Annotated in this window: 24 protein-coding genes, 1 rRNA gene and 2 other annotated features; all 25 genes read right to left on the minus strand. The window is 40.3% G+C overall.

Annotated features, from left to right (window positions below):
• Positions 1-122: 122 nt before the first annotated feature.
• Positions 123-722: a class I SAM-dependent methyltransferase gene (locus tag JOC76_RS26485; protein ID WP_205181801.1), complete on the minus strand. Its 600-nt coding sequence runs from the start codon at positions 720-722 to the stop codon at positions 123-125.
• A gap of 88 nt (positions 723-810) precedes the next feature.
• On the minus strand, positions 811-1,173 hold the full coding sequence (rplL, locus tag JOC76_RS26490) for a 50S ribosomal protein L7/L12 (RefSeq protein WP_205181802.1): 363 nt from the start codon (positions 1,171-1,173) through the stop codon (positions 811-813).
• A gap of 59 nt (positions 1,174-1,232) precedes the next feature.
• Positions 1,233-1,733: a 50S ribosomal protein L10 gene (gene rplJ, locus JOC76_RS26495; protein ID WP_205181803.1), complete on the minus strand. Its 501-nt coding sequence runs from the start codon at positions 1,731-1,733 to the stop codon at positions 1,233-1,235.
• Positions 1,734-1,766: 33 nt separating this feature from the next.
• Positions 1,767-1,911: a sequence feature (ribosomal protein L10 leader region), on the minus strand.
• A gap of 53 nt (positions 1,912-1,964) precedes the next feature.
• Positions 1,965-2,663, minus strand: a complete 699-nt coding sequence (gene rplA / locus JOC76_RS26500; RefSeq protein WP_205181804.1) for a 50S ribosomal protein L1 — start codon at positions 2,661-2,663, stop codon at positions 1,965-1,967.
• A gap of 163 nt (positions 2,664-2,826) precedes the next feature.
• Positions 2,827-3,252 carry a 50S ribosomal protein L11 gene (gene rplK, locus JOC76_RS26505; protein WP_141561102.1) on the minus strand — a complete coding sequence of 142 codons (426 nt, stop codon included), beginning with the start codon at positions 3,250-3,252 and terminating at the stop codon, positions 2,827-2,829.
• Between the two features lie 212 nt (positions 3,253-3,464).
• Positions 3,465-3,998, minus strand: a complete 534-nt coding sequence (gene nusG / locus JOC76_RS26510) for a transcription termination/antitermination protein NusG (protein ID WP_205181805.1) — start codon at positions 3,996-3,998, stop codon at positions 3,465-3,467.
• A gap of 176 nt (positions 3,999-4,174) precedes the next feature.
• Positions 4,175-4,357, minus strand: coding sequence for a preprotein translocase subunit SecE (secE, locus tag JOC76_RS26515; RefSeq protein WP_205181806.1), 183 nt, complete (start codon positions 4,355-4,357; stop codon positions 4,175-4,177).
• A 49-nt stretch (positions 4,358-4,406) separates the two neighbouring features.
• Positions 4,407-4,553: a 50S ribosomal protein L33 gene (gene rpmG / locus JOC76_RS26520; protein WP_205181807.1), complete on the minus strand. Its 147-nt coding sequence runs from the start codon at positions 4,551-4,553 to the stop codon at positions 4,407-4,409.
• A 98-nt stretch (positions 4,554-4,651) separates the two neighbouring features.
• Positions 4,652-5,302 (minus strand): RNA polymerase sporulation sigma factor SigH, encoded by a 651-nt coding sequence (gene sigH / locus JOC76_RS26525; protein ID WP_239557984.1) that lies wholly within the window; start codon positions 5,300-5,302, stop codon positions 4,652-4,654.
• 70 nt (positions 5,303-5,372) lie between these two features.
• The gene (locus tag JOC76_RS26530) at positions 5,373-5,882 is read right to left on the minus strand and encodes an NYN domain-containing protein (protein WP_205181809.1); all 510 of its coding nucleotides are present in this window, start codon (positions 5,880-5,882) and stop codon (positions 5,373-5,375) included.
• Positions 5,883-5,887: 5 nt separating this feature from the next.
• Positions 5,888-6,631 carry a 23S rRNA (guanosine(2251)-2'-O)-methyltransferase RlmB gene (gene rlmB, locus JOC76_RS26535; RefSeq protein WP_205181810.1) on the minus strand — a complete coding sequence of 248 codons (744 nt, stop codon included), beginning with the start codon at positions 6,629-6,631 and terminating at the stop codon, positions 5,888-5,890.
• A complete protein-coding gene (locus JOC76_RS26540; protein ID WP_205181811.1) occupies positions 6,628-7,050 on the minus strand; it encodes a Mini-ribonuclease 3 in 423 nt (140 codons plus the stop codon). Before JOC76_RS26540 ends, rlmB begins: the two co-directional genes overlap by 4 nt.
• Before the next feature lie 3 nt (positions 7,051-7,053).
• On the minus strand, positions 7,054-8,451 hold the full coding sequence (gene cysS / locus JOC76_RS26545; RefSeq protein ID WP_205181812.1) for a cysteine--tRNA ligase: 1,398 nt from the start codon (positions 8,449-8,451) through the stop codon (positions 7,054-7,056).
• Entirely contained in the window at positions 8,432-9,106 is a 675-nt protein-coding gene (gene cysE, locus JOC76_RS26550; RefSeq protein WP_205181813.1) for a serine O-acetyltransferase, read from the minus strand. The genes cysS and cysE overlap by 20 nt, the downstream gene beginning before the upstream one ends.
• A gap of 48 nt (positions 9,107-9,154) precedes the next feature.
• Positions 9,155-9,411, minus strand: a binding site (T-box leader).
• A 105-nt stretch (positions 9,412-9,516) separates the two neighbouring features.
• Positions 9,517-10,974 (minus strand): glutamate--tRNA ligase, encoded by a 1,458-nt coding sequence (gltX, locus tag JOC76_RS26555; RefSeq protein ID WP_205181814.1) that lies wholly within the window; start codon positions 10,972-10,974, stop codon positions 9,517-9,519.
• Positions 10,975-11,239: 265 nt separating this feature from the next.
• Complete coding sequence (gene ispF, locus JOC76_RS26560; protein WP_205181815.1) at positions 11,240-11,719, minus strand: 2-C-methyl-D-erythritol 2,4-cyclodiphosphate synthase; 480 nt, start codon at positions 11,717-11,719, stop codon at positions 11,240-11,242.
• Positions 11,720-11,854: 135 nt separating this feature from the next.
• On the minus strand, positions 11,855-12,559 hold the full coding sequence (ispD, locus tag JOC76_RS26565) for a 2-C-methyl-D-erythritol 4-phosphate cytidylyltransferase (protein ID WP_205181816.1): 705 nt from the start codon (positions 12,557-12,559) through the stop codon (positions 11,855-11,857).
• 83 nt (positions 12,560-12,642) lie between these two features.
• Positions 12,643-13,731: a PIN/TRAM domain-containing protein gene (locus JOC76_RS26570; RefSeq protein ID WP_205181817.1), complete on the minus strand. Its 1,089-nt coding sequence runs from the start codon at positions 13,729-13,731 to the stop codon at positions 12,643-12,645.
• A 203-nt stretch (positions 13,732-13,934) separates the two neighbouring features.
• Positions 13,935-15,008 (minus strand): DNA integrity scanning diadenylate cyclase DisA, encoded by a 1,074-nt coding sequence (gene disA, locus JOC76_RS26575; RefSeq protein WP_205181818.1) that lies wholly within the window; start codon positions 15,006-15,008, stop codon positions 13,935-13,937.
• Between the two features lie 3 nt (positions 15,009-15,011).
• Positions 15,012-16,394 carry a DNA repair protein RadA gene (radA, locus tag JOC76_RS26580; protein WP_205181819.1) on the minus strand — a complete coding sequence of 461 codons (1,383 nt, stop codon included), beginning with the start codon at positions 16,392-16,394 and terminating at the stop codon, positions 15,012-15,014.
• 143 nt (positions 16,395-16,537) lie between these two features.
• Complete coding sequence (gene clpC, locus JOC76_RS26585; RefSeq protein WP_205181820.1) at positions 16,538-18,979, minus strand: ATP-dependent protease ATP-binding subunit ClpC; 2,442 nt, start codon at positions 18,977-18,979, stop codon at positions 16,538-16,540.
• Between the two features lie 17 nt (positions 18,980-18,996).
• Positions 18,997-20,067, minus strand: a complete 1,071-nt coding sequence (mcsB, locus tag JOC76_RS26590; protein ID WP_205181821.1) for a protein-arginine kinase McsB — start codon at positions 20,065-20,067, stop codon at positions 18,997-18,999.
• 1 nt (position 20,068) lies between these two features.
• A complete protein-coding gene (gene mcsA / locus JOC76_RS26595) occupies positions 20,069-20,617 on the minus strand; it encodes a protein-arginine kinase activator protein McsA (protein WP_205181822.1) in 549 nt (182 codons plus the stop codon).
• A gap of 25 nt (positions 20,618-20,642) precedes the next feature.
• Positions 20,643-21,104 carry a CtsR family transcriptional regulator gene (locus JOC76_RS26600; protein WP_205181823.1) on the minus strand — a complete coding sequence of 154 codons (462 nt, stop codon included), beginning with the start codon at positions 21,102-21,104 and terminating at the stop codon, positions 20,643-20,645.
• Positions 21,105-21,505: 401 nt separating this feature from the next.
• Positions 21,506-21,599 (minus strand): 5S ribosomal RNA (gene rrf, locus JOC76_RS26605); the annotation flags it as partial.

The raw sequence follows: 21,599 nt of genomic DNA on the forward strand, positions 1-21,599 counted from the left end.
TATTTTGTCATCATTTCCTTCTTATGCCGTTTTTATACTTAAAAATAAGTATTTTAAGGAATAATTCGGAAATTATTATGATGGCATTTTATAATGCTAACACAACGTTAAATTAGAGTCAACTATTTTTTAGCCTTAATAATAAAATAACCTTTGGATTTGTCAACGGTCTCGACATCTGAAAATAGAGTTTTTAATTTTTCAAGTGTTGACGGGGCTCCTTGTTTCTTTTGAATGACGACCCAAAGTTCGCCATTCGGAACAAGATGCTCGTGGCTTTGTTCAAAAATATCATGTACCGTTTGTTTCCCTGCTCTGATTGGCGGATTTGTCAGGATGGCAGCAAACTGATCACCCTTAACATTTACCAAGCGGTCGCTTTCATAAATATTAATATTGGTAATATGATTTATAGAGGCATTTTCTTTTGCCAGTTCTAAGGCACGCTCATTCACATCTACCATATGGACAATGCGATCATTAAATTCTTTGGCAATGGATAAACCAATCGGTCCATAGCCACAGCCTACGTCAAGCACCTGACCTTTAACGTCTGGCATATTAAAAGACTCTATGAGTAATCGCGAGCCAAAATCTACTTCTCGTTTTGAAAATACACCATTATCCGTTTTAAAGCGGAAAGAATGGTTTCGCAATTGAAAACCCCAGAATTTCGGATCACTTTCAACATTTTGTGTTCGAGAATAGTAGTGTTCGGACAATAGACTCACCTCCCGAGGAGATATATTTGAAGAAAATTGAGGAAGTCAAAAAAAGCCCGCTTATGCAGCGAGCTTTTTTATAGTAAAATTACTTAACTTCAACGTTAGCTCCAACTTCATCAAGCTTAGCTTTGATTGCTTCAGCTTCTTCTTTAGAAACGCCTTCTTTAAGTGGTTTTGGAGTGTTGTCAACAAGATCTTTTGCTTCTTTAAGACCAAGACCAGTGATTTCACGAACAACTTTGATAACCTTGATTTTTTGGTCTCCAGCGCCAGCTAGGATTACGTCGAATTCTGTTTTTTCTTCAGCAGCAGCTGCACCAGCTCCACCAACAACAGCTACAGGAGCTGCAGCAGTTACGCCGAATTCTTCTTCGATTGCTTTTACAAGATCGTTAAGTTCTAAAACAGTCATAGATTTAACTGCTTCAATGATTTGTTCTTTAGTCATGATTAAGTTTCCTCCTTAGTTTTCGTTACGTTTTATTTTGTTAGGCTGTTAGTTTTAACTTACGCGCCTTGTTCTTCTTTTTGATCTGCAACTGCTTTTGCAGCAAGAGCAAGATTGCGAATTGGAGCTTGAAGTACGCTGAGTAGCATAGAAAGCAAGCCTTCGCGTGATGGTAGGTCAGCAAGAGCTTTAATCTCTTCAGCTGTTGCTACGTTACCTTCGATAACACCTGCTTTAAGTTCAAGCGCCTCGTGTTTTTTAGCAAAATCATTCAAGATTTTAGCTGGTGCTACTACATCTTCAGAACTGAATGCAATAGCATTCGGACCTGTTAATGCTTCGTTTAAACCAGAAAGCTCAGCAGCTTCAGCAGCACGGCGAGTCATTGTGTTTTTGTAAACTTTAAAATCAATGCCAGCTTCACGAAGTTGTTTACGAAGTTCAGTTACTTCCGCAACTGTAAGACCACGATAGTCAACAACAACTGTTGATACGCTAGATTTGAATTTCTCAGTAATTTCATCAACTATTTGTTTCTTTTGTTCGATTACACTGCTCATCTTTACACCTCCTGTAGATTATCTACATTTATACCAGGCATTTAAAAACCTCCACATCAAGCAAAGACATGGAGGCAGCATACAAAAGCTGAAAGATCAGCTTAATCTATTCGCTCTACCTCGGCAGGAAATTAAGCAATTACGCACCTGCTGTCTACAGTACAAATGTTTTATTTTAAACAACAAAATATATTATATAAAATATACTCTAGATTGTCAATTGGTAATAAATTACTTCGCTGATACAGTAGATGGATCTACTTTTACGCCAGGTCCCATTGTTGAAGAAACAGTAACATTCTTCATGTAAGTACCTTTTGCAGCTGCAGGTTTAACTTTTTGCATTGTATCAAAAATAGTGTTGAAGTTTTCAACAAGCTTTTCGTTTTCGAAAGATGATTTACCGATAGGAACATGAATGTTACCAGACTTGTCTACACGGTATTCAACTTTACCTGCTTTGATTTCGTTGATCGCTCTTGTTACATCAAATGTAACTGTACCAGTTTTAGGGTTTGGCATTAAGCCTTTAGGTCCTAATACACGACCAAGTTTACCAACTTCACCCATCATGTCAGGAGTTGCTACGATTACATCAAAATCAAACCATCCTTGTTGGATTTTGTTGATGTATTCAGAATCTCCTACATAATCAGCGCCAGCTGCTTCTGCTTCTTTCACTTTCTCACCCTTAGCGAATACTAAAACGCGTTGAGTTTTACCAGTTCCGTTTGGAAGCACAACTGCACCACGGATTTGTTGGTCAGCTTTCTTAGGATCTACACCTAAACGGAAAGCCACTTCAAGAGTTGCATCAAATTTAGTGAAGTTTGTTTTTTTAGCAAGATCAATTGCTTCAGCAATTGGGTATGCTTTTAAGCGATCTACAAGCTTTGCAGCTTCTAAATACTTTTTACCTTTTTTAGCCATTTTTATTTCCTCCTAGATTGTGGTTTTAGCGAATTATTCTCCCACTCCGAAAAGCGGAGGCACTCTTAAAACAATTAAGGTGCCGCAGCTAGACAGAACAAAGGTTGCGAGTACATTTAAACATCGCAACCCCTTCATTACATTAAAGCAAAAGTTCCATGGATTAGTCTTCGATGACGATACCCATGCTGCGTGCAGTACCTTCAACCATGCGCATTGCTGCTTCAACGCTAGCTGCGTTAAGGTCAGGCATTTTTTGTTCCGCAATCTCGCGTACTTTATCACGCTTTACTGTTGCTACTTTATTACGGTTAGGTTCACCTGAACCTGACTGAATTCCAGCTGCTACTTTTAAAAGAACGGCAGCAGGAGGAGTTTTCGTAATAAATGTAAATGAACGGTCTTCAAATACCGTAATTTCAACAGGAATGATTAATCCAGCTTGATCTGCTGTACGAGCGTTAAATTCTTTACAGAATCCCATGATATTAACACCTGCTTGACCTAGTGCAGGACCAACCGGTGGCGCTGGATTTGCTTTACCAGCAGGAATTTGCAATTTAACAACTTTAATTACTTTTTTAGCCACGAGACACACCTCCTTAAAGTCCGTGATGTGGTAATAGGGACTATTCAGACCCTCCCACTCATCATATGTCTTTATATAAAAATCATAAAGAACTTAAAACTTGGGTCCAGTCTCACAATGGAGACATACTGACCTATGAAATATTAACATTTTTTAATCATGATTTCAAGTTTTTTTACAATAACAGATTATTTTTCTTTTTTTCTCGTATTTTATAGCTTATCAATCTGTGTAAAATCAAGTTCAACTGGCGTGTCACGACCAAACATATTTACTAATACTTTTAGTTTTGCACGGTCTTTGTCCATTTCTTCAATAGACCCAGTAAAGTTAGCAAAAGGACCTTCTTTAACGCGGACTGTTTCCCCAATTTCATAATCAACATCAATCCGAGCTTCTTCCACGCCCATACGCTTAAGTAATACTGTTACTTCTTCTGGTAGTAATGGTGTTGGTTTAGAACCGGAACCAGCAGAGCCAACAAACCCAGTTACACCCGGTGTATTACGTACGACATACCAGGAATCATCCGTCATGACAATTTCAACTAGTACATATCCAGGGAATACCTTGCGTTTGACAACCTTCTTTTTGCCGTTTTTGATTTCTGTTTCTTCTTCTTCAGGTACAACGACACGGAATATTTTATCTGCCATGCCCATTGACTCGACCCTTTTTTCTAAGTTTGTTTTTACTTTATTTTCATAACCAGAGTAAGTATGAACAACATACCAATTCTTTTCCATTTAAGAGGACTAGATCGTCCGTCCCTCCCTCATTTTTGTGGAAATTCATCCCTATCTACAAGCCCAATGCTCATAATCACGCTTCTGCTTTTTAGACAAATTAAAAAACCCGTTTATACGGGCTTTTAGGTAAAATTTCCTTTATTAGTTTCCATTATACCATGAATGATGGCTTATTATTCAAGAATTAAACGAATCAATTTTGAAATTCCTAAATCCAACACGGCAAAAAACGCTGCGAAAAAGACTACAGTTGTTAGAACTGTCACAGTGGAACGAACTAATTCTCCTCGTTTTGGCCAGCTGACTTTTCTCATTTCACGGAGAATTTCACTGAAGAACTTCTTTATGCGTTGCATTATTTCGTAACCCCCAACAATCATAAATAGGCAGTGCTAGTATCTATCTTTATTTGGTTTCCCGATGTATCGTATGGGTCGCACAATTTTTACAAAACTTTTTTAGCTCTAAACGTTCGGTTTGTGTTTCTTGGCTAGCTGTCGAATAATTTCGAGAACCGCAATCCACACAAGCTAAGATAACTTTTTTGCTCATATTCGATCACCTAACTATTCTCGTGTATCACTAAAAATGTATCATGACCCCTATTTAATGTCAATAACTCGTAAGACGGGTTCATCATATAGATAATTCTACAAAGAAAATTCTCGTATTTCCAAATACCGCTCTAGTTTTCTTTTAACCCGCTGTAAGGCATTATCAATTGATTTCACATGACGATTTAGCTCTTCCGATATTTCCTGATACGACTGACCGTCTAAATAGAGCGCCAGCACCTTTCGCTCTAGATCACTTAATAACTCAGTCATTTTCACTTCAATATGGTCAAATTCCTCTTGATTAATAATCAACTCTTCAGGGTCAAGTACCTTAGCACCTGATAAAACATCCATTAATGTGCGGTCAGACTCTTCATCATAAATAGGCTTGTCCAATGAAACATAAGAATTTAGCGGAATATGTTTTTGCCTTGTTGCAGTCTTAATGGCCGTGATAATTTGGCGGGTAATACAAAGTTCAGCAAACGCTTTAAACGAAGTAAGCTTGTCCTCGCGAAAATCTCGAATGGCTTTATATAAGCCAATCATTCCTTCTTGGACAATATCTTCTTTATCGGCACCAATCAAAAAATAGGATCTTGCTTTTGCACGTACAAAATTTCGATACTTGTGAATCAAATAATCCAATGCTTCACTATCTCCTTGGTGTACCAAGTCGACAATTTCCTCGTCTTCCATTACGAAAAAACGCTCGTTATTCTTAGCTCCGAAGTCCGTACTCAAAGTAGATCGCCTCCACCGAACATGCATAGATACTAATAGTATACATTAGAAATATTTTGAAGTCGAGCGCTCATTTCTTCCCTCTACGCCATTTTTCAAAAATTTCTGCCATTTCGTCACTCATGGGAATTTTGGAGACAGGTTTACCGTCTTGAATTTTTTTTACCTTCTTTTCTATTCCTTTTTCAACCGAAGACATTTCAATCAATAGCTCACGAGCGGACTTTCGTAATGCTCCTTGCCCGAATATGGCCCATTGCTCCGTAAAATCTGAAGTAGCTACATGGATTTGTGTTCTTCGATTGCTTAGACTTATGGCCATTTTTTCAATCCGCTCATCCGCTGTTTCATTTTCCTTCGTAAAGATAACCTCAACTTTATGGTTATTATACTTTTTCTCTATCCCTTGTACATAATAGGCGTCAAAAACAATAATGACACGATATCCGGAAAAGGCTTGATATTCGGCCATTTTTTCAATTAAACGGTCCCTCGCAGCTGGCAGGTCCCGATCCTTTAGCACTTTTAATTCTGGCCAAGCCCCAATAATGTTATATCCGTCTACGAGCAGGATGTCCATATATACTACCTGCCAAGCGGATGACGTTTGCGATATACCTCATACATAAGCAAGGATGCAGCCACAGAAGCATTTAACGATGTTACTTTTCCAACCATCGGTAAATGAATCAAAAAATCACATTTATCACGGATTAACCGGCCCATTCCTTTCCCTTCACTGCCAATCACTAATCCAAGTGGAAGTGTTCCATCCATTTGACGGTAATCTTCCTTCCCCTTTGCATCCGTTCCGGCAATCCAAACTCCCCGTTCTTTCAATTCATCTATCGTCCGTGCCATATTAGTTACCCGAACAACTGGTATATATTCAATGGCACCTGTTGAGGCTTTCGCAACAGTGGCAGTTAATCCAACTGCCCTGCGTTTCGGAATAATAATTCCATGCGCTCCAACCGCATCAGCTGTCCTCATAATTGACCCAAGGTTATGCGGATCCTCAATTTCATCCAGCAATAAGAAAAACGGTACCTCATTCCGCTTCTCCGCTGCAGCGAACAAATCATCAATTTCTGCATATTGATATGCCGCCACATAGGCAAGCACGCCTTGATGATTTTCTTCCGAAATTTGATCCAGTTTCTTCTTTGGTACAAATTGAACAAGGACATTAGCCTCTTTGGCTAAATGGGTAATCTGCTGCATTTGTCCCCGTTGTGAACCTTCAGCAATAAGTATTTTGTTAATATCTCTCTCCGATTTGAGTGCTTCAATCACTGGGTTTTTCCCGACGATATATTCCTGACTCATTTGGATACGCCTCCTTTCTGATCAACATATTCAAGCGCCTTTTTAACAAGCTCTTCTAAGCGCTCTATTCTACCTTCTAAAAATAAATAGCCTATTAATGCTTCAAATGCTGTGCTGTAGCGATAGGTTTGGACATCTGTATTTTTAGGAACTGTTCCTGATTTAGCATTTCTACCGCGCAAAACGACAGCCGTTTCCTCTTCCGTTAAAATCGCTTCATCCATCATTTGAAAGAGAATCTGACTCTGTGCCTTTGCGGATACGTATCGTGTCGCAAGCCGGTGTAATTGGTTAGGTCTCACCTTGCCGCTATAGAGGAGATGCCTTCTTACATACGATTCAAAAACGGCGTCTCCCATATAGGCTAAAGCGAGACTATTCAATTGTTTGACATCAATGTTGTTTTCATAATCAAGCATGAATTAGCCTCTTTTCCACCTTGTACCTTGCGGTGTATCCTCTAAAATAATATTCATTTCTTTTAATTGATCTCGAATCTGGTCTGACAATTGGAAGTTTCGGTCTTTCCGGGCTTGATTCCGCTGTTCGATCAGCGCATCAATGTCTTCATCTACTACTTCTTCACTGCCAAGTGTTAAGCCCAGCACTCCAAACAATTCGTCAAATTTGTTTGTAAAGGCGTTAATCACTTCTACAGATGTATTTTTTTCTAAAAGATAATAATTGGCCAGTTTTGAAATATCAAATAGAACTGAAATGGCCAAGGCCGTATTGAAGTCATCATCCATTGCTTCAATAAATTGCTCATGAAGATTGGTCAGCTTATCTAGCCACTCTTGATCATGGTCAGTTAAATTCGTACTCGCCTCTTTGCGATGTATTAAATTTTGATAAGAGGTCTTGATCCGTTCAAACGCTGCCTTGGTACTTTCTAATAATTCCTCACTGTAATTAATCGGATTACGATAGTGAACTGATAGCATAAAGAAACGCAATACCTGTGGATTATGTTTTTTGATAATATCATGGACTAGAACAAAGTTGCCAAGTGACTTTGACATTTTTTCATTATCAATATTAATATAACCATTATGCATCCAATACTTTGAGAATAATTTCCCATTAAGCGCTTCTGATTGGGCAATCTCATTTTCATGATGTGGGAAGGTTAAATCTTGTCCGCCTGCATGGATATCAATCGTCTCACCCAGGTACTTCTTCGCCATTGCGGAGCATTCAATATGCCAGCCGGGACGTCCTAATCCCCAAGGACTTTCCCAATAGATTTCTCCTTCTTTGGCCGCTTTCCAAAGAGCAAAGTCTAAGTCATCCTCTTTCTTATCACCCACTTCGATTCGGGCTCCTACTTGAAGGTCATCAATTGACTGGTGAGAAAGTTTCCCATACTCATCAAAGCTTCTAGTACGGAAATAGACATCCCCTTCTGATTCATAAGCAAAGCCCTTATCTACTAGCCGGCTGATAAAATCAATAATGATGTCCATATTTTCCATGACACGTGGATGCACATCCGCCTTTTTGCAGCCAAGCGCCGAAACGTCCTCAAAATAAGCATCAATAAAGCGGTTCGCAATGGTTGGAACATCTTCTCCAAGCTGATTAGCTGCTCGAATTAATTTATCATCCACATCAGTGAAATTTGAAACATATTTCACCTTAAAACCGCGGTATTCCATATATCTTCGTACCGAATCAAACACGATCGCCGGACGGGCATTTCCTATATGAATATAATTATAGACGGTAGGACCGCAGACATACATTTTAACCTTTCCTTCCTCAAGTGGAACGAAGGTTTCTTTCTTTCTGGATAATGTATTATATATTTGAATGGTCATTGACTTTTATCCCTTCATTTTTTAATTCCTGAAGCTCCTGCCTCAACTGATTGACTTCACTTTCCATCTCGCGGAGACGGTCAGCGACTGGATCGGGTAGATCACAATGATTTAAATCTTTGGCTTGCGGTACTCGGACACCATCTTGAATAACGACTCTTCCCGGGATTCCCACTACTGTTGAATTGGGTGGAACCTCTTTTAATACAACAGAACCGCCGCCAATTTTAGAGTTTTCACCGACAGTAATGGAGCCAAGTATCTTTGCACCAGTAGCAATGAGGACATTATCTTTAATCGTTGGGTGACGTTTTCCTTTTTCTTTCCCTGTTCCACCGAGAGTAACACCTTGGTATATAGTTACATTATCCCCAATTTCACAAGTTTCCCCTATCACAACACCCATACCATGGTCGATAAAAAATTTCCTGCCTATTTTTGCTCCTGGATGAATTTCAATTCCAGTAAAGAAACGGCTTGCTTGTGAAATGACACGGGCAAGGAAGTATAATTTCCGCTTGAAGAAGGCATGTGCGATCCGATGTGCCCAAATAGCATGCAAACCAGAATAGGTCATCACGACTTCTAACGTGCTCCTTGCCGCAGGATCTTGTTCAAAAACAACCTCGATGTCTTCCTTCATCCTATTGAACACCCGCTCTTCCCCCTTTTTCTATATATAAAAAACGCCCCTGTCATAATTGACAGAGACGCATAGTACGTGGTTCCACTCTGATTAGGTCTAGTAAACGATCCCCCGAAACATGGAGTCTAGCTTACGAATACCTCACTCTACTTGTTAACGGATGGCTCCGCCCAAATCTACTCGTGAGTTGACTCCTTTCGAGATGGGGCTCAGAGGTGCATTTCAAAAAATGGGAGGCTTAAACCACTTTCAGCCGCTGATGGTTCTCTCTTTAAAAGCATCATTTTTCTACTTTTCCTCTTCTTAGCTTTATCTTATATTATTAGGATTCTAACATTGGACCTCGATAACTGTCCAGCTCCAGCGCCTGGTCAAGGCGCTTCCGCTTTCTTTTACTATATTACATTTTCTCTCTATTGTTAACTAATTATTTTATTAATTCTGTTTTGTACCTTTGTTTTTCCTAATAATTCGATTGCTTGCGGCAGGTCTGGTCCATGTGTTTGTCCCGTTACGGCAGCACGAATCGGCATAAATAGATTCTTTCCTTTCTGTCCGGTTGACTTTTGTACAGCCTTCATCGCTGCTTTAATTCCGTCTGCCCGGAAGCTGTCAAGTTGGTCAAGCTCATGAGAAAATGCCCTTAGTACTTCCGGAACGGTTTCACCTCTTAAGATTTCCTCCGCGTCTACTTCATAAACGGCATCATCTTGGAAGAACATATCTGATAATTCAACGATTTCAGCACCAAAACTCATTTTTTCCTGCAAAAGAGCTACTAGGCTGCGAGCCCACTCATGCTCCTCATCAGTTAAGCTTTCACTTAGGCGGCCTGCTTTGATTAAGTGTGGCAACGCGAGTTCAAGGGCGCGGTCAACCTCAATTTTTTTCATATATTGGTTGTTCATCCATGTTAGCTTTTGCGTATCAAACAATGCCGGAGATTTAGAAAGGCGATTGGCATCAAAAATCTCAATAAATTCCTCTTTTGAATATATTTCCTCTTCACCAGCCGGTGACCAGCCTAATAGTGTGATAAAGTTAAATAATGCCTCTGGCAAATAGCCTAATTCCTCATATTGCTCAATAAATTGAATAATTGATTCGTCACGCTTACTTAGCTTTTTCCGGCTTTCGTTGACAATTAAGGTCATATGTCCAAAAATAGGCGGCTCCCAGCCTAATGCATCATAAACCACTAATTGTTTTGGCGTGTTCGAAATATGATCATCCCCACGAAGGACGTGGCTAATTTCCATTAAATAATCATCAACTGCAACAGCAAAGTTATAGGTTGGTGTACCATCCTTTTTCACCATGACCCAGTCGCCCATTCCCTCGGATTCGAAGGATACAACCCCTTTGACCATATCATCAAATGTATATGTTTTGCCCTCAGGCACGGCAATACGAATACTTGGTTGTCGACCCTCTGCTTCATATTGACGGCGTTGTTCCTCTGTTAAATGACGGCATTTACCAGAATACTGAGGATTTTCCCCTCTTTCTGTCTGGGCTTCACGTTCTGCTTCTAGTTCTTCTTCCGTACAATAACATTTATAGGCATGGCCGTTTTCTAATAACTGATTATAATAAGTTTCATAAATGTGATTTCTTTCTGATTGACGGTAAGGACCGTATTCACCGCCAACATCCACGCTTTCATCCCAATCCATTCCGAGCCATTTTAAATATTTTAATTGGCTCTCTTCTCCGCCGGCAATATTTCGTTTTTTATCCGTATCTTCTATGCGGATAATGAATTTTCCTTGCTTGTTTCGAGCAAATAAATAATTGAATAATGCAGTACGGGCGTTTCCAATATGTAAATGTCCTGTTGGACTTGGAGCATACCTTACACGAACCTCTTTTGACATCATAATGCCTCCATCGATATATATTGTCTCAACCACTTATTTTACCACTGTGTATTCTATCAATAAAGATTAATCATTCACCTTTTTTAATTGCTATGTTAAATAAAGATGTTGATTTCCGCTCCAGGCGCTCAGCAAACCCGCGGGCGTGCCGGGGAGCCTCCTCGACGCTAAAGCGTCTGCGGGGTCTCCCCTGCCCCGTACTCCCGCAAGAGTCGAGCGCCTTCCACTCCAATCAACATAGTTCCAAAATCAGCATTAAACTTTAACCTAGCCTTTTTAATAAAACAACCGCTTGGGAAGCAATTCCCTCGCCTCTACCCGGGAAGCCGAGTTTTTCTGTTGTTGTTGCCTTTACATTAATCTGCTCAGGAGATGCCCCTAACAATTCGGCAATTTTTGCCTGCATTTGCTCGATATATGGCGCCATTTTCGGTCTTTGGGCTATAATGGTACAATCTGCGTTAACTAACTTATATCCTTTGTTCTTGACGAGTTGCCAGACATGTTCTGTCAGCTTAGCAGAGTCAGCATCCTTAAAGTTAGGGTCCGTATCTGGAAAATGTTTGCCAATATCACCTTCGCCAATCGCACCAAGACAGGCATCACAGATAGTATGTAATAAAACATCCGCATCAGAATGACCCAATAGGCCCTTTTCATAGGGAATAGTGACCCCTCCAATAATCAGTGGACGTCCTTCTGTTAATTGGTGTACATCAAAGCCCTGTCCAATTCGAAACATCAGTAAAACTCCTTCTCTTATATTTAATTTCATTCCTTTGAACTTTGATAACTGTCTAGCTACTGCACCTAGGGGCTCTTTGGTCTAAGCCAATCCGTCGAGAAGGTTAAAGAACAACCTTCTCGCCGGCTCGTCTTATGCTTGTCGCCCCTGTTCAAGGCGCTTCCGCTTTTCGAGTATTGCTTCTGCAAAGTATAAATCCTCTGGTGTTGTCAGCTTAATATTATCGTAGTCTCCCTCAACAATAGACACTGGATAACCCAAACGTTCTACTAAGCTGGCATCATCTGTTCCAAGAAAATGTTCCTGGTCTGCTCTTTCATAAGCCTTCTTAAGGATGGAAATGCGAAAAGCTTGTGGGGTTTGAACAGCCCACAAGCTTGCACGTTCGACAGTTTCCACTACCACACCATCTTTTACTTTTTTCATCGTATCTTTAGCCGGAACACCAATAATGGCTGCACCGGTTTCATCTGCCTTTTGTGCTAAGCGGTGGATATGGCCCTTTCGAATAAAAGGACGAGCTGCATCATGAACAAGAATGATTCCATCGGTTTTAACTGTTCGAAGCGCATTATAGATACTGTGCTGACGTTCATCCCCACCCGGTACCAAATTCAATACTTTTAAGATGCGGTACTTCTTCAAAAGTCCAGTGATTTCCCTATCATCCTGTGGATGGGTCGCTAAAATAATTCCCGTGCAGGCTTCATCCTCTTCAAAGACCCTTAATGTATGAACCAGAACCGGCATACCATTAAGCTCTAATAAAAGTTTATTTTTCCCCGCTCGCATTCTTTTCCCCAAGCCGGCAGCCGGGAGAATGACTTGGTAAGCCATAAAAAAACCCCTATCTGTCTTTCTCATTCATTCGTTTGAAGCACTCCATTCTAGACGCTCAATAGGAGAGTGCCTCCCATTTTTTATAATGCTTTTTCTAGTAACTTTGGTTTTGCAAAGATCATCCGTCCGGCAGATGTTTGAAGAACGCTTGTCACAAGTACTTCAATTCTCTTCCCGATATATTCTCTTCCTTCTTCCACAACGATCATCGTTCCATCATCCAAATAAGCTACACCTTGGTGATATTCTTTTCCATCTTTAATAACCTGAACCGTTAGTTCTTCACCTGGCAGAACAACTGGTTTTACAGCGTTAGCTAAGTCATTAATATTTAGCACAGAGACATTTTGTAATTCACATACTTTATTTAAATTAAAATCATTGGTTACCAGAATTCCATTTGTTAATTTTGCGAGCTTAACGAGTTTCGAATCAACCTCACTAATCTCTTCAAAATCTCCTTCATAGATTTCCACCTTAATCGAAAGTTCCTTTTGAATCCGATTTAAAATGTCCAAGCCTCTGCGTCCCCGATTTCGCTTTAATACATCGGAGGAATCGGCAATATGCTGTAATTCTTCCAGAACAAACTGTGGAATAACGATAGTACCTTCCAGAAAACCAGTCTGGCAAATATCAGCTACCCGCCCATCAATAATAACGCTGGTATCAAGTATTTTCAATGCTTTACCCGTTGCTGGCTCTACTTCTTCTTCCCCGGACTTTTTCTTGTTGCTGCGGTTTCCAAAAAGCCCTAAAAGTTCATCCCGCTTTTTAAATCCAACCTGAAATCCCATGTAACCAAACAATAGCGTCAAGAGGATGGGTGCAACCGCATTTAAGATCGGTACCTGGACTGCATTTAGTGCAAAACCAATCAAAAAAGCAACAAATAAACCAAAAATCAATCCGACACTGCCAAATAGAACATCTGTTACAGGGATTTTAACTAAAGAATCTTCCGTCCATTTAATAAAATTAAAGACATAATCTACTGCCCAAAAGGTAATAAGATAAAAAATAATAGCACCTATAATAGCAGTAACATATGAGTTATTAATCAGTGGAATGTCATTGGTATGAAGTAATTTAAACAATTCCGGCAGTAATAGTATTCCTAGCGTACCCCCAATAATGAGGAAGCATGCCTGCACAATTCTTTTTAACATTCCTTCACCTCCTCTAATTCATTATAAACATATTCCTAAAATTGAAACCTTGAATTTGTGATTATTTTTTATAACAGTAATCTTTTTGAAACAAATTTGTATTGTTAAAATCTTACTCTTCATAGGTTATCATTGGAAATTTTTCGTGTCAAACATATTGAGGCAGTGCATTTTAGCATAGACGAGTTTCTTTTTCAATCTTTTTATAGATGACGGTCCGTATAAAGCCGGTCTTTAATTAATTTAAACCCCTCTTTAATTTTCTTTGCCCGAACTTCCCCAATTCCCTCCACATCATCAAGCTCTTCAACGGTTGCTGTTATGATTTTAGCCAGTTCCCCAAAAGAACTGATTAGGTTCTCTATGATAATGGAAGGCAATCTAGGAATTTTATTGAGAATTCGATAACCGCGCGGAAATTTATTTTCATCGAGATGGACATAGCCAAGATAACCCATTAATTTCAACAACACCATGTCCTCAATCGTTCCGCTATTTGCCAGTGACTGCATTCGCAAAAGCACATCCCGAGCCTGGATATCGCGTTCAAAAGCATAATCTTTGATTATCAGCATGATTTCTTCTTCAAGATCGGTTAAGATTTCATTCATTTGTAGACGAATTAGCCTGCCCTCAGTCCCAAGCTCATGCAAGAAGGTTAATAGTTCATTTTTTATCTTTAAGACCATTTCAAAACGATGGAGAACGAGTAAGAAGTCATTATATGTCACCGACTCCTCAAACTCTAAAATACTTAAATTGGTGATGCTATGTTCAAGTACCACTTTATATTTTTCAAGTGTCTGAATGGCCTGATTTGCCTTTGTTAATATAACGGCAATATCTTTTAACGCATATCGAAAGTTCCCTTGATATAAGGTAATAACATTTCTCCTTTGTGAAATAGCTATCACCAATGCTTTTGTTTGTTTAGCCACTCGCTCTGCTGTCCGGTGCCGCATACCTGTTTCCGTTGACGGAATCTCCGAATTAGGTGCCAACTGGGCATTGGCAAATAAAATCTTGTTACCTAATTCATTCAATATGATGGCTCCATCCATTTTAGCAAGCTCATATAAATAGCTTGGTGAAAAAGGACAATTGATCGAAAATCCGCCATCCACAATACCTTTTACCTTTTCATTATAACCGATCACAATGAGCCCGCCCGTCTTGGCTCGCAATACATTATCAATTCCCTCCCGAAGAGGCGCACCAGGGGCAATGAACTGCAATACATCACTTACAGTCTGCTCTCCAAGTTTCTTTATTTCCATCTGCTACCCTCCTAACGCTGCTTTTAGTGCCTCGCTTACAGAGGAAACTCCAATAAGCTTTACACCTTTTGGTCCTGTCCAGCCGCTTAAATTATTAGCCGGTAAAATCACACGCTCAAAGCCTAATTTTGCCGCTTCTTGAACGCGTTGTTCAATCCTTGAGACCCTTCTTACCTCACCAGTCAAACCCACTTCACCAATAATACAATCCGTTGGCCTTGTTGGCTGATCTCTAAAGCTAGAGGCAATACTTACAGCAATCGCTAAATCGATGGCTGGTTCATCCAATTTTACTCCGCCTGCTACCTTTAAATAAGCATCTTGATTAGCCAGAAGCATCCCCACACGCTTCTCTAAAACCGCCATTAATAGCGGTACCCGATTATGGTCAATACCCGTTGCCATTCTTCGTGGATTTCCAAAGCTCGTAGGAGAGATAAGCGCCTGTATCTCCACGAGAACGGGACGTGTTCCTTCCATTGAGGCAACAACCGTCGATCCTGCCGCACCGCGAGAACGCTCCTCCAAGAAAATCTCTGAAGGATTTCCCACTTCTTCAAGCCCAAATTCCTTCATCTCAAAGATGCCCATTTCATTTGTAGAGCCAAAACGGTTTTTAACGGCTCTTAGGATTCTGTAGGTATGATGTCTTTCCCCTTCAAAGTAAAGGACAGTATCGACCATATGTTCTAATAGCCTTGGACCTGCAATGGAACCTTCCTTCGTTACATGCCCGACAATAAATATGGCAATTCCTTTGGTTTTTCCAATCCGCATTAATTCAGCCGTACATTCCCGTACTTGAGAAACACTGCCAGGTGCAGAAGTGACTTCTGGATGGAAAACGGTTTGAATGGAGTCTATAATCACAAAGCTTGGATTCTCACTGTCAATCGTCCGGTTAATTTCTTCAAGATTGGTTTCTGCATACACTAGCAGGTTTTCTGATGAAATCCCTAGCCGTTCCGCACGAAGCTTCGTCTGTCTTAACGATTCTTCACCTGATATGTAAAGAACAGAATTCCCTTTGTTCGCCAGCTGTGAGGAGACCTGTAGAAGAAGGGTAGATTTCCCTATTCCAGGGTCACCGCCAATCAATACTAATGAACCCTTAACGACACCACCACCAAGAACGCGGTTAAGCTCTTGTAAATCCGTTAAAATTCTGGGTTCGTTCTCCATTTCAATCGCGTTAATCCGCATTGGTTTGGTTAATAGATTAGCACCGGGCTGAGTATGAGCAAATGCCCCTCTTCTGGCAGTACCTGTAACCTCCACTTCCTCGACCATCTTATTCCATTGTCCACAACCAGGGCATTTCCCCATCCATTTTGGAGATTCATAGCCACAGTCTTGACAGATAAACTTGGTTTTCCGTTTGACCATTCCCTTCAAACCTTTCCTAAAACTATTGTGCAATAGCCTATTAGCAATTTTACAAATGAAAAAAGAGGTACACGGGTTGGCTTTATTCACGTGTACCTCTTGCATGTGTGGTTAGACACTAAAATTATTCATTAATCGTATAATTATTTTGCTAAACTTGTTTGTTCCGCCATTCTAACAACGAACTCACCATTCACTACATCTATTATAGCATGTTGACCCGTTAATAACGTTCCCTTTAATAATTCTTCAGAAAGACGATCTTCAATATGCTTTTGAATCGCACGGCGGAGAGGTCTTGCTCCGTACTCCGGATCGTAGCCTTCTTGAGAGATTTTCTCTTTAGCTGCTGATGTTAATTCTAACGAGATATTTTGTTCTTTCAATCGTTTTACCAGTTGATCTGATAATAGAGTAACGATTTCTTCAAGATGCTTTTTCTCTAAAGCATGGAAAACAATAATTTCATCGATACGATTCAGGAATTCTGGACGGAAGGCCTTTTTCAGTTCGTCCATGACCTTGCCCTTCATATCTTTGTAATCCTGTGCTCCATCTTGAATATTGAAGCCTACATATTTATTTCTCTTTAATGCTTCTGCCCCTACATTGGAAGTCATAATAAGAACAGTATTTCGGAAATCGACCGTTCTACCCTTTGAATCGGTTAAGCGGCCATCTTCAAGAACTTGCAGCAGGATATTAAAGACATCTGGATGTGCCTTTTCAATCTCATCCAGTAAGATAACTGAGTATGGTTTTCTACGAACCTTTTCAGTTAATTGTCCGCCCTCTTCATAACCGACATATCCTGGAGGTGAACCTACAAGGCGGGAAGTAGAATGTTTCTCCATGTACTCAGACATATCGATTCGAATCATCGAATCCTCATCACCGAACATGGCTTCCGCTAGAGCACGGGCTAGTTCTGTTTTACCTACACCAGTAGGACCAAGGAAGACAAAAGAACCAATTGGACGTTTTGGATCCTTTAATCCCGCTCTCGCACGACGCACAGCCTTAGAAACGGCAATAACTGCTTCTTCTTGCCCAATAACACGGGAGTGCAGAGATTCTTCTAAATTCAACAATTTCGCCGTTTCAGTTTCTGCAAGTTTAGAGACTGGTACACCCGTCCAGCTTGATACGACACTGGCAATATCCTCTACGGTTACTTCATTATTTTCTTTACCTTGTTTTTCTTTCCACGTTTTCTTCGTTTCCTCCAACTGTTCACGGAGACGCTGCTCTGTATCTCTTAAAGAAGCTGCTTTCTCGAATTCTTGACTTTGAACCGCTGAATCCTTCTCTTTTCTAACGTCCTCAAGTTTAACCTCTAACTCTTTTAAATTTGGAGGCGTTGTATAAGAACGAAGTCTTACCTTTGAACCCGCTTCATCAATTAAGTCAATTGCTTTGTCAGGTAAGAATCGGTCTGAGATATAACGGTCGGACAGCTTAACCGCTGCATCGATGGCTTCATCCGTAATTGAAACACGGTGATGGGCCTCGTAACGGTCGCGCAAGCCTGCTAGAATTTGAATAGATTCTTCAAGAGTTGGCTCATCCACACGAATTGGCTGGAAGCGGCGTTCAAGGGCAGCATCTTTTTCAATATATTTACGATATTCATCAAGTGTCGTTGCACCAATACATTGAAGCTCACCGCGGGCAAGAGATGGCTTTAAGATGTTAGAGGCGTCAATGGCCCCTTCTGCACCCCCTGCACCAATTAAGGTGTGCAATTCGTCAATAAATAGAATAATATTTCCGGCTTGACGAATTTCATCCATTACCTTCTTCAAGCGGTCTTCAAACTCACCACGATATTTCGTTCCTGCCACGACTGTTCCCATATCAAGTGTCATTACACGCTTATCACGAAGAATCTCGGGCACTTCATTGTTGACAATTTGCTGAGCAAGCCCTTCGGCAATCGCCGTTTTACCAACACCAGGCTCGCCAATCAATACCGGATTATTTTTCGTTCTGCGGCTTAATACCTCAATGACACGCTGAATTTCTTTACTACGCCCAATCACGGGGTCCAGACTGCCTTCACGTGCAATGGCGGTTAAATCCCTTGCAAGACTATCTAGTGTAGGTGTATTCGCGCTAACAGATGCTCCGCCTTGGTGTGAGCTGGACTCATTACTGCCTAATAGCTGAAGGACTTGCTGACGGGCCTTATTTAAACTAACTCCAAGGTTGTTTAATACCCTTGCTGCAACACCTTCTCCTTCACGGATTAGACCAAGGAGGATATGTTCTGTACCCACATAGGAATGTCCTAATTTTCGAGCCTCATCCATTGACAATTCAATAACCTTTTTAGCTCTCGGAGTATAGTGAATGGTTTGAGATGTTTCCTGTCCTTTGCCGATTAAATTTTCGACTTCTTTTTGAATTTTTTCAGATCCTAAACCAAGGCCATAAAGGGCTTTTGCCGCAATCCCTTCACCTTCGCGTACAAGTCCTAATAAAACATGCTCAGTTCCAATGTTATTGTGACCTAGACGAATTGCTTCCTCTTGTGCCAGTGCTAGAACCTTTTGTGCCCTTTCAGTAAAACGTCCAAACATCATATCCTCTTCCTCCTCACCTATTTTTCATTCTCCATGTTAATTCGGTCCCTAATTAATGCTGCCCTTCTAATATCCCTTTCATGGGGCCTTAATGGACCTCCTGCATATTGCTGAAGAAAACCCGGCTGGGTTAAAATCATTAATTCATTTAAGATGGTTTTGGGCATATTATTTATATACCCCATATCTATTCCAAGCCGAACATCCGAAAGGCAGCGGGCTGCTTCCTTCGTTTCAATAATCCGGCTATTGGAAAGCACTCCTAAGGAACGGAACACCCTGTCTTCTAATTGTATGTTAGAAGTCTTGCGTAATGCTTCACGAGCGGACCTTTCTTGTGAAATAAGCTGACTAGCTACCCCTTTTAAATCACGGCTAATGTCCTCTTCTGATTTCCCAAGGGTAATCTGATTAGAAATTTGAAAAATATTTCCTAATGCTTCACTGCCTTCACCGTAAATACCTCTTACAACAAGACCTAACTGGTGAATGGCTGGAATGATGCGATTAATTTGCTGTGTTAAAATTAATCCTGGTAAATGCATCATCACAGAAGCGCGAAGACCTGTTCCGACATTCGTTGGGCAGCTGGTTAAATAGCCATATTTTTCATCAAAAGCATAATGAATATTACTTTCAAGCCAATCATCTATTTCATTCGCAGCATGTAAAGCTTCTGCTATTTGCAGACCAGGGAACAAACACTGAATTCGAATATGATCCTCTTCATTAATCATAATACTTACTTCTTCATTTTCTGTTAACAGAACAGCGCCATATGGAGAATCCTCAGCAAGCAGTGGACTGATTAAATGCTTTTCCACTAAAACCCGCTTTTGAAGGGGCTGTATTTCATCCATTTTCAATAAATCCATTTGCCCGAATTTCTTCACAGGGGAAGTAGTTAAAATATCTTCCATTGTATGGATTATTACTTTTGCTTCTTCGTGTGAAAAAACAGTTGGAAATTTATAAGCTTCAAAATTTCGAGCCAAGCGGATTCGGGAACTAAGAACAATATCGGAATCAGGTCCCTCCTCGCTCATCCAGGAGCTGACAGCTTGATTAAAAAATCGCTCAAGCGACATGCTATTCACCTCCCTCTTCATTTCCAGCTAACTGTTTCTCAAGTAAGCGAATTTGATCACGGATTTCAGCTGCTTTTTCAAATTCCTCCTGGGAGATAGCTTCTCTTAAATCAATTTTATACTCTTCAATCTGTTTGCGAAGTTGGAACTCTCCGCCAATTCTTTTTGGTATTTTACCATTATGGGTCCAGTTTCCGCTATGGAGACGCTTTAAGACTGGATTTAGCTGTTCTTTAAAAGTCTCATAACAATGAGCACAGCCAAACTTGCCAACCTTTAAAAACTGCGAAAATGTCATAGAGCAATGCTGACATTGAAGAATCTCCTCTTGCTGGAAAGGATTTTGGCTCGGCTTTTGAAAGGTAGGGTCAATATTTAATAGACCTGCTAAAAGATTATTAAAGGCAAAACCCGATTCTCCGCTTAGCATAAACATTTCGCCTTTTTCCTGAGCGCACTTTTCACAAAGATGAACTTCCGTTTTTTCACCATTCATGATTTTGGTAAAATGAAGTGCCGCAGGTCTTTGATTGCATTCTTGACAAATCATATTCTCACCTCTTTAAGCTAGGCAATTATTTATATTTTAAAGAAGTTAACATTGCTTTTAACATTCTAGCCCGTAATTCATCTCGGTATGGAAGATCAATGTATAATACAGACCGGTCAATCACACTTAACATGATTTTTGCTTCTCGTTTAGTAATGATCTCTTCTTGAATAAGTCTTACAATTACGTCTTCAGCACTTGCTTGACTTATTCGATTTTCGACAAGGGAAAGCAAATGGTCAATTAAATGGGCTAAGTCGTGGGATTGGACCTTCATTATTCGAATATATCCACCGCCGCCCCGCTTACTTTCAACAATATATCCTCTTTCGATCGTAAAACGGGTATTAATAACATAGTTTATTTGTGAAGGGACACATTGAAACTTATCAGCAATTTCGCTTCGCTTAATTTCTACAAGGTCTTCATCACTCATTTCCAAAACCTGCTTCAGATATTTTTCAATAATATCGGAGATGTTTCCCATCTTCCCACCTCCCATCTTCTGACTTTGACTATATTTGACTTTAATTATACTGAAAATTTAAGGAAGATGCAACGATTCGCTATTACTGATTTTCTCCAAATTTCACGGTTGTAAAACCTCAAAACCTTAGAAAATAGAGTTGTTAATAGATTCGACTTTTTTCGTAATATTGGACTATCAAAAAAATAGTATGATAAGAAAAGCGCAAGCGCCTTGGTCAGCCCCGACAAGCATAAGACTCTCCCAAAAGGAAGGCGCTTTTTGCCTTCCTTTGGGAGTGGCTTATGACCTCGAGGGGCTAGGCGCTGGAGCTGGACAATTCTCGAAGTCGAAATTTATACTTTCTTATCATTTAAATATAGACAAAAAAAGACAACCATTTTTGGTTGTCTTTTTTATTTGCCTGGCAACGTCCTACTCTCACAGGGACAAGGTCCCAACTACCATCGGCGCTGAGAAGCTTAACTTCCGTGTTCGGTATGGGAACGGGTGTGA

The organism is Neobacillus cucumis (assembly GCF_016908975.1).
GTDB lineage: Bacteria > Bacillota > Bacilli > Bacillales > Cytobacillaceae > Neobacillus > Neobacillus cucumis.